Origin of the sequence: Bacteroides sp. (genome assembly GCF_029057325.1) — a bacterium.
Lineage (GTDB): Bacteria > Bacteroidota > Bacteroidia > Bacteroidales > Bacteroidaceae > Bacteroides.
In genome coordinates this window covers 1-5,768 of sequence record NZ_JAICZW010000204.1, presented here as the reverse complement: position 1 = coordinate 5,768, position 5,768 = coordinate 1, and the positions used below count along the sequence as shown (strand labels likewise).

Below are 5,768 nucleotides of genomic sequence, written 5' to 3'. Positions count from 1 at the left end.
ATTAACAACTTTAATGATGACCATTATGACTTATGAAATGCCTAAACTTCCTTACGCCAACAATGCGCTGGAACCTGTAATCAGTCAGCAAACAATAGACTTCCACTACGGAAAGCATCTGCAAACCTACGTCAACAACCTGAACAACTTAGTGCCGGGAACGGAATTTGAAGGCAAGAAACTGGCCGTCATTGTCGCCACCGCACCGGACGGCCCCATTTTCAACAATGCCGGACAAGTGCTGAACCACACGCTCTACTTCCTGCAATTCTCGCCGAACCCGACTCACAAGGAGCCTACCGGCAAACTGGCGGAAGCCATCAAACGAGACTTCGGCAGTTTCGAGAACTTCAAGAAAGAGTTCAACGCGGCAGCCGTAGGACTGTTCGGTTCGGGATGGGCATGGCTGTCTGCCGACAAGGACGGCAAACTGCACATCACCAAAGAGGCCAACGGCAGCAATCCGATACGCTCCGGGCTGACCCCGTTGCTCGGATTCGATGTCTGGGAACATGCCTACTACCTTGACTTCCAGAACCGACGCGCCGACCACATCAACGATTTGTGGAAGATTATTGACTGGGACGTGGTAAGTGGAAGACTGAAATAGCCGCTTCGGCATCCATGCGCATGAAGCGCAAGTAGCGGTTGATTGCCGTTCAAAAAAACAATGCTTCTTTTTGCTGAAAACTAACCTGCTTTCGATGGAAAACATAGGAAGTTCTCAGTAAAAAGAAGCATTGTTTTCTGCAAAAGGGCCAGAGCTCTTCCGAACGGTCCGAAAACCTTCGTCAGGCTTTCTTGCAGGCACGAGATTACACCATTTGTGCTTTCTTTAGGCACGGTTTACACGGATTTACACGGATTTCTTCTTAGTTGATCTGTGAAATCCTGTAATCCGTGCCTAAAAATTAGAACAGCATATAAGCGACAACAAGGTTTTCGGACAACCTCCCCCGTAAATGAAGAAGCCATGTCCGGTATAACATATTTTAAAAGAAATATTAGCCCCTTACAACAAGTATTCATTAACTTTGCTAAACTTAAATGCTGAACAAAAGAAATGAAACTAATCATAGTCACCAGGCCCACATTCTTTGTGGAAGAAGACAAAATTATCACAGCGCTTTTTGAAGAAGGGCTGGATATTCTGCATCTGAGAAAACCGGAAACCCCCGCCATGTATTCAGAGCGGCTTCTGACACTGATTCCGGAAAAGTATCATAAACGCATCGTCACCCACGAACATTTTTACCTGCAAGAAGAGTTCAACCTAATGGGCATCCACCTGAACAGCCGCAACCCCAAAGAACCGGATGACTATTCGGGCAACGTCAGCTGCACCTGCCACTCACTGGAAGAGGTGAAAAACAAAAAACATTTCTACGACTATCTGTTTCTCTCCCCGATATACGACTGCATCACCCGACCCGAAATCACCGCCGGATTCACCGCTGAAGAATTGCGCATGGCAGGAAAGAACAAACTCATAGACAGCAAAGTCATGGCACGGGGAGGCATCACGGCCGACAACATACGGGAAGTAAAGAAGTATGGATTCGGCGGTGCCGTCATCATGGGCGACCTCTGGAACAAGTTCAATCCCTGCACCGACCGCGATTACCAAGGAATCATCGAGCACTTCAAAAAACTAAAGAAAATAGCAGACTAAGCAGGCTGAATAAAATGTAAGCAGGGTCTGCACCGGAACCCGTCAGAACTTTCCATCATGCTCGACCTATCATTCTTCGGGCACTTCAATTTCTAAGAAAAAAAGCAATGTGTCGGAATAAAAAGAGACTGACATAATAATATAATTTAGGCACGGATTTCATGGGATACACGGATTTTTCTTTCGTCAATCCGTGTCTTCCGTGTAAATCCGTGCCTAAAAAGTCAAAAACTCATGATGGCACACAAGGTTCTACCTTATTCTGCCAAGATAGACAACTCTGCTCCCGACGCATAGTCCTGCCCGTTCTGCTCGCTAAGAGCGACAAAGCGGACGAAGCGCGCCTTCACCGGAGTCTTGAAAAGCACTTTCTTTTCTTTGGCATCATTGGCAAAACTGCCTTGAGCGACCGGTTCGCCCCAGTTCTGTCCGTCCATGCTGACCTGAATGCTGTAATCTTTCACATTACCGTTACCGCCATCCTGACGGGGCAGGTAAACGAATCCTTGAATAGTGCGTACCGCTCCGGCATCCAGATCCACCCAATGCGGATGTTTCGCCACGGTCACGGAATACATGGTGTGCCACATGGTAGTGGGGTCATCATCCACCAAGTTGGAAGCATCGCCTTCGCCGCTCTCCTGGCTGCTGGCATTCACCACTTCTACCGCAACCTTCTCTATCTTATCGAACGTCATCACCGACTTGATATCCGGAGTGGACTTGAACCAAGCCGTAATGGTACCTCCGTCGCGCATCGAAATCGGTTCGGCGAATCGCATCACCTTCTTGCTCTTTCCAAGTGTGTAGCAGATTTCCATATCGGAATGGGGAGCGACAATCGTCACCTCGCCCGCTTTATCGCGGATGATGTTCAACGGAATCTCACCGTCTGCCCTTACTGATGCGGCAGCTGACAAATCGCCGGATGCCGGCCGGATGATGAAGCCGAAGAAATGCTGTCCGGCAAGCACCCTGTCATGCGCCAACGGACCACCTTGTCCGCAACTGTTTCCGCCCAATCCTGTTACCGCCAAATCCAGGTGCAAATAGGTATCGGTTGCCTTCGGAAGCTGGTAAGGATGTCCGGCAAGTGTCATGTCCACAGCCGAGTATTGCAAAGGTGCCACCGACATCTTACCGTCGGCGATGAATTGCGCTCCGTTTCCGGCATTGTCGGTCAAGGCACACCAGCGTACATCTTCGTGGTTGCCCATGTCTTGCGGTTTCGGGAAGTTGGCAAACTCATCGGCCACCTTGTTGCGATACAATTCGATGAACTGTCCGACTTTGCGGTCAGGATAATTCTCCACGGGGCCACGACCATAATAAGTGAAATTCTCATAGCTGCCGGGCACTTTCATCACATAGCCCAGTCGAGGCAATACAAAACTGGAGCGATTGGAAGTGATGCCCGCCTGCAACTCGATGGAGCCGTCGCGATAAACCGTCCATACCTGGTTGGTGGTGAACTTAAAGTCGTCGGCACCAAACGGTTGTTCAGTCAGTTCTTCTATCTTATTCTTTCCGCTGGAAGTCCCGCCAAGGATGCGGGCTGCATTCGGCGCCTGCGACTCGACTGTAAATGCCAATACGATCACACCATCCGGACGCTGCATCACCTTGCAATCGGTGGCCTTATGCTGCAAATTGTGCAATCCGTTCTCGAACCAGTTTGCATAGAACCAGTTGTCGTTATTGGTAAAGGCACGGAAAGCATCCAGTTTAGGACCGTTGCCATCGGCTATAATCGTCTTGTCGCCGTACTTCAAGCTATAGATAGTTCCGGTCTGTTTGTCGAAACGCACCTCAAAGCCCTCGCCTTTCACCACGGTAAAACGCTCATCCGCCTTATCCAATGTCAGCTTGCCGGCCGATGCGGTCACTTCGCCGAGTCCGGGCAGCCCTGTCGCCTGCTTCAAGGCAATCTGTTCTTCGGCCATCGTGTAGCCACGTTCTGCCCACGGTGCCGTCTCCTTCAGTTGGAACTGGAATTTCACGAAGTATTCCGCTTCGGGTTTCAGTGTTCCGCAGTCGTATGGCACGTGTACCTTCGCCTTGCTACGGGGAGCAATCTGTCCTACGGAAAGTATGCCGTCCTTCACCTCTTTGCCGTTCTCATAAAGCGACCAGCGCACCTGATAGTCGGACAAATCCTTGAAATAGTATTTGTTAAAGATCTCAAAGTCGCCTTTCGCCACGTCCAAAGCACGTACACTGATGTGCTGGTAAACCTTCTTCACCTCGTAGTATTGAGGTTTCGGCTCCAAGTCGGCAAAAACGATGCCGTTCATCACAAACTGACCGTCGTTGGGCGTATCGCCGAAGTCACCGCCGTAAGCAAGGTACTTCGTTCCATCCGGTGTATAATTGTACATGGACTGATCGACCCAATCCCAAATGGCACCGCCGCAGAAAAAGTTGGTCGATTCGATGGCATCCCAATAGTCCACCAGATTGCCGCAGGCATTACCCATGGAGTGTGCATATTCCGATATGTGGAAAGGATACTTGATTTTGTAGGTACCTTTCACGGCTTCACGCGTCCAAGCGATGGAAGGATATTGGTTAGAACCCATATCTACAATATTATTATTGCGCTCGTACTGCACGGGGCGGGAAAGGTCGAACGCCTTCAGGGCATTGTATGCCGTGACGAAGTTCTTGCCCGGACCGGCTTCATTACCCAACGACCAGATGACGATGGAAGGATGGTTGACATGGCTGTGCACCATCTCCATGACACGGGCCACATGCGCATTCTCCCACTCTACCGGATGGGACAGCGAAGCCTTGCCGTAATAGTATTCGTGAGATTCGATGTTGGCTTCATCCTCCAGATAGATGCCATATTTGTCACACAGATAATACCAGTAAGGATCGTCCGGATAATGGCAGTTGCGCACATGGTTGATATTGGCACGCTTCATCAGCATCACTTCCTGCTCCATCTGCTCGCGAGTGACGGCATGGCCCACAACGGGATTCGTCTCATGACGGTTGACTCCCTTCAATTTTGCGGTCTTGCCATTGATGTAATAGTAGCGTCCTGCCAACCCGAACTCATCCTCGGATGCGGGCGTCTCTTTTATTTCCACCTTACGGAAACCGATATAGGTAGAGACGATTTCCACGGTGCGTCCTTTCTTGTCTTTCAGCTCTCCTACCAGCGTATAGCGATAGGGTTTCTCAGCCGACCACAATTTGGGAGCCTTTTGCGTAAGCGTGGTCTTGCAAGATACGATTTCGTCCTTTGCAACCGGATTGACGGCAGCGGTAGCCACACCGGCAGCCACCAACGTGGTTTCATCCGAATAGAGGTCGTTGGCATAGAGCGAATAGGTCATGCTATAGCCTTTGGCTTCTTTCTTGTCGAAGTTGCGGATGTCGGCTTCGATGGACAAGGTGCCTTCATCCAAAGAGGCGTTCAGGTCCGGCGTCACCACCCAATCGCGTACATGCACCTTCGGAACAGAAGTCAATGCCACCGTACGGAAGATACCCGGCAGGCGGAACATGTCCTGCGCCTCGAGGAACGAACCGTCGGAGCTGCGATAGACTTCGGCAGCCACCACGTTCTTCCCTTTCACCAGATAGGGAGAGATATTGAAGCTGGCCACGTTGCGGGAGTTTTTGGAGAATCCCACATAGCGTCCGTTAATCCACAAATAGAAGAACGAATCCACACCGTCGAAGTCGATGAACACCTCGCGGCCTTCCCAATTCTCGGGAAGCGTGAACTCGCGGCGATAGGAGCCTACTTCGTTCCGGTGTTTGTAGGTGGTCCAATGAGCGGGCGGTGTACGCATCACGCCTCCACGCCAATCGTCCACAGCCACCTTGTGCTGGAAGATGACCGGCTGGTTCACATAAATGGGGGTACCATATTTCTGTGTCCCGTCCTTCTGAATGCCATACATGTTCCAGTTGGACGGTACGGGGATGACATCCCAATCGCTGACATCGTAGTCCGTACGGTAGAAGTCCTTCGGACGTTTATCGGGTTCGGGCACCCAACTGAATTTCCAATCTCCGTTCAGGCTCATCCAATAAGCGCTGTTTTCCGGCAATACTTTCCGCGCCGTCGTCACGTCCG

At 50.7% G+C, this 5,768-nt stretch carries 3 protein-coding genes; 2 read left to right on the top strand and 1 reads right to left on the bottom strand.

Annotated features, from left to right (window positions below):
• Positions 1-13: 13 nt before the first annotated feature.
• Positions 14-610, top strand: coding sequence for a superoxide dismutase (locus K2G43_RS13200; RefSeq protein WP_297644729.1), 597 nt, complete (start codon positions 14-16; stop codon positions 608-610).
• Between the two features lie 453 nt (positions 611-1,063).
• Positions 1,064-1,672: a thiamine phosphate synthase gene (locus tag K2G43_RS13195; protein WP_297644727.1), complete on the top strand. Its 609-nt coding sequence runs from the start codon at positions 1,064-1,066 to the stop codon at positions 1,670-1,672.
• 257 nt (positions 1,673-1,929) lie between these two features.
• Here K2G43_RS13195 and K2G43_RS13190 read toward each other — a convergent pair.
• Positions 1,930-5,768: glycoside hydrolase family 2 TIM barrel-domain containing protein (locus K2G43_RS13190; protein ID WP_300156007.1), on the bottom strand; the 3,839-nt coding region annotated here is incomplete at its 5' end.